General features: G+C 45.0%; 3 protein-coding genes. 2 read left to right on the top strand and 1 reads right to left on the bottom strand.

Translation table 11 applies throughout. The features are described 5' to 3' along the window. Nucleotides 1-677, bottom strand: a 677-nt coding sequence (locus B3W37_RS05030) for a S8 family serine peptidase (protein WP_483174971.1), incomplete at its 3' end; no start/stop codon positions are given. A 528-nt stretch (nucleotides 678-1,205) separates the two neighbouring features. Between B3W37_RS05030 and B3W37_RS05025 the strand changes: the two genes are divergently transcribed. Together B3W37_RS05025 and B3W37_RS05020 are read left to right on the top strand one after the other, a co-directional pair. Further along, nucleotides 1,206-1,802, top strand: coding sequence for a TetR/AcrR family transcriptional regulator (locus B3W37_RS05025; RefSeq protein ID WP_483171537.1), 597 nt, complete (start codon nucleotides 1,206-1,208; stop codon nucleotides 1,800-1,802). Continuing rightward, nucleotides 1,799-3,301 carry a phytoene desaturase family protein gene (locus tag B3W37_RS05020; protein ID WP_483174970.1) on the top strand — a complete coding sequence of 501 codons (1,503 nt, stop codon included), beginning with the start codon at nucleotides 1,799-1,801 and terminating at the stop codon, nucleotides 3,299-3,301. Before B3W37_RS05025 ends, B3W37_RS05020 begins: the two co-directional genes overlap by 4 nt. The last annotated feature ends 2 nt before the right edge of the window (nucleotides 3,302-3,303 follow it).

Below are 3,303 nucleotides of genomic sequence, written 5' to 3'. Positions count from 1 at the left end.
TTGTCGATACACCATTGTATCCCCGCCATAACCGAGGAAAGTGAGCCTGAACCCATCTTGGTCAGCACCTTGACACCGACCAGATCCGATTCAGGCGCCAGCCCCTTATACTTGCCTTTTGAGGAGGCGCCGTTTCCCGCCGCGTCTCCGGCGCAGTGGGTTCCATGCCCGTTGTCATCATAGGGTGCGGTTTTGTTGCCGGTCACGTCTTTAAAGGCCTTTATTCTTCCTGCCAAATCCTTATGCTCATAAATCCCGGTATCGACAACCGCAATGGTGATGCCTTTGCCGGTTAAGTCCTTCACGGCAGGAGTATTGGCCTTGACCGAGGTTCTAGCCACATCCAGCAAAGCGTGCACCTCTCTGTCCATATGGATCCTCTTTATAGACGGATCGCCTTCCAGCAGGCTTTCCACTGCAGCCGGGGTCAAGGTCGCTGAACAGCTGTTAACACTTGGATAGTGATGTTTGATCTGGGAGCGAAACTGGTTGGTGAGGATTGAATCCGCTTTTTTAACCTGGCTTTTAAATTCTTCTTGATCATCCTGAAACTCAATAATAACTGGGTATTTCTTGGTTTTCTTGAGGAGGGTCTCCACAGTTGATTGCATAAAGCAGGGGACCCAGCGGAAGGGCTGATAAAAATCGACCATGGCATTTCGGAGTTGTTTATCCATTTTTTTGGGATGTCGGCGCACCAGATTAACCATTGAGAGACCGAGCACAATAATTCCCCCATAAGTGTTTATATAACGTATCATATGAGAGCAATCCAATGATTGTACCTCGATGGCTTGCCTTATATTGTTGCAGCGGTTATGGTTGTGTTTGCGGCAGTTTTCAGCCTGTGCCAGTTTTTGAGGCGAAAAGCCCCGGGAAGGAATTGGTTATTTACAGAACCTTAACAGTTTTTCTGGCACTAAGGATGCTTAGCGGGAATGATCAGATGCGTGGTTGTTTGTGCAGGGGTCTCTACCGTAAGCCAACGTTTATAATTTTATTGAAAACCTGGGGGAGGATCATACCTGCCGTTGCGTAGTTTGGGATTGAAAAAATAAGATTGTCGTGCTATATTATGAATGAATAAAAAATAATTCATTCATAACAGGAAAATATAGGTGTGTCATAAATGGAAACCCGCTATTTACTATAGATGTGCATACTAGGACAGACAGTTGTCTGGCAGATAGGGAGGCGTTACAAAATTGACTGATAAAAAGACCTTGATTCGCAATTGCGGGAAAGATTTGTTCAGTAGTAAGGGATTTAAAGACACTAATGTTGTAGAAATAACGAAGATGGCTGGTGTGGCCACGGGCACGTTTTATAATTACTATGCTTCAAAAGAGAAGTTGTTTATGGACCTATTTTTAGAAGAAAACGCGAAATTGAAAAAGGATATCATGAAATCCATTGACTTAAACGGAGATCCCGTAAATGTCGTTAAAGAAATGATGTTTCTAAACGATCAAGGCATGAAGGTCAATTCCATTTTGCGAGAATGGTATAACAAAGATGTCTTCGCCAAAATAGAGCAGAATTATCGGGAAGAAAACGGGCTTGATTCGGTTGGTTTTCTATATGACAGTTTTATAGAAATAGTAAAAAGGTGGCAGATTGAAGGGAAAATGAGACATGATATTGATGCCGAAATGATTATGGCCATTTTTGCTGCTCTGATAAATGTTGACACACACAAGGAAGAGGTCGGCCTGCAGTATTTTCCACAGGTTTTAGAACACCTGACGGAGTTTGCCTTGACAGGACTGACGGACTGCAGCGCAAGGGGGACCAATAAGTGAAAAAAATAATCATTATTGGAGCGGGGATAGGCGGGCTTATTACTGGAAACCTGCTCGTAAAAAAAGGCCATAAGGTGACCATCTTTGAATCCCACAGCATGCCGGGAGGTTATACCGCCGGTTTTTACCGGAACGGCTGCTACTTTGAAAGCGGTACTGTCAGTTTAGAATCTATGGAAACCATATTCAGGGCCATGAAGGACATAGGGGTATTAGAAAAGCTTGAATTCGCAAAACTCGGCATGAGGGTGGTTTCAGATCATTTTGACGGAATCCCGGAAAACTATGAAGAATTCAAGAAAATTATTTATGACGCCTTCCCGGCAGATAAAGAAAAACTCGATAAGGCTTTTTCGGATCAGGACAGAATATTATCAGCTCTTGAAGGGGCTGCCGATATGATCATGCCTCCGCTTATGAGCCGGATTGAGATGTTAAGATTATTGCCTGCTTATATTCCCAACCTCCCGAAAACTATTAAAGTAACCCGTGAGTTCGGCAAGATGACCTCATCAGAATTTGCCGCCAAACATTTTGAACAGGATTCCACACTGTATAACCTTTTCAGCAAGTTTTCCTATCCGGATACATCCGCGGTTTTTCTAGCTACGGCTATGGCGGGAGTATTCACGGAAATTTGGACGGTGCGAGGCGGTATGCAGTCGTGGGCGGATCTTCTCGCCGAAAAATTCAGGGAACTGGGAGGCGATTTGAAGCTTAAGAGTTATGTCGATAGGATCATCACCGCAAATGGAGCTGTGGTTGGAGTTTCATGTAGTGATGTCGTATATGAGGCGGATCACGTTATTTCCGCAGGGGATTACAAAAAAACCTTTTTACAGCTTCTAGACGATAAGAGACTTATTCCTGAGGAGCTGCTGGACAGCATCGAAAGCGCGGCTGTTTCAGAGGGTTTCTACACTGTGTATCTGGTGCTCGATATCCCTGGCCAAGACTTGGCAGAACACATGAAAAACCCGCATGTATTCAGTATCGACTTTAAGCCTGGCTATGATATTTATGATACTGAGGACGGGGATTACTTCAGCAAAACAGCTTTCTATCTCTACTCGCCGTCAATGGTGAATCCCCAACTCGCACAGGGGGAAAGATCCACATTAATGATTCAGGTCAGGACGCCTCACCGTTGGATGGACAATTGGGGCAGCGGAAACAAGGAAATTTACAAGCAGTTAAAAGCAAAGGCCATGCATACCATGATAGACCGGGCGGCCGTACTCATTCCCGGCTTGAAGGACCATATCGAATATATGGATGCCGCCACCCCTCTGACTTATGAAAGGTTCACGCACAACACCGATGGAGCAAGCTCCGCCTGGAGCTGGAATCCAAAGAAATCGTTCTTTAAAAGCGTACTGGGCACTAATGTAGAAACACCTGTCAAAAACCTTTACATCGGATCCCATTGGGCGATGCAGATTGGGGGAGTGCCTGGAGCCATCGCGGCGGCTTACCAGTGTGTCAAAAAGATTAAGTAAAT

This window comes from Syntrophomonas sp. UBA5494 (assembly GCF_002426325.1).
Note: the sequence above shows the minus strand (reverse complement) of the source record. Positions and strands in the feature narration are given on the sequence as shown.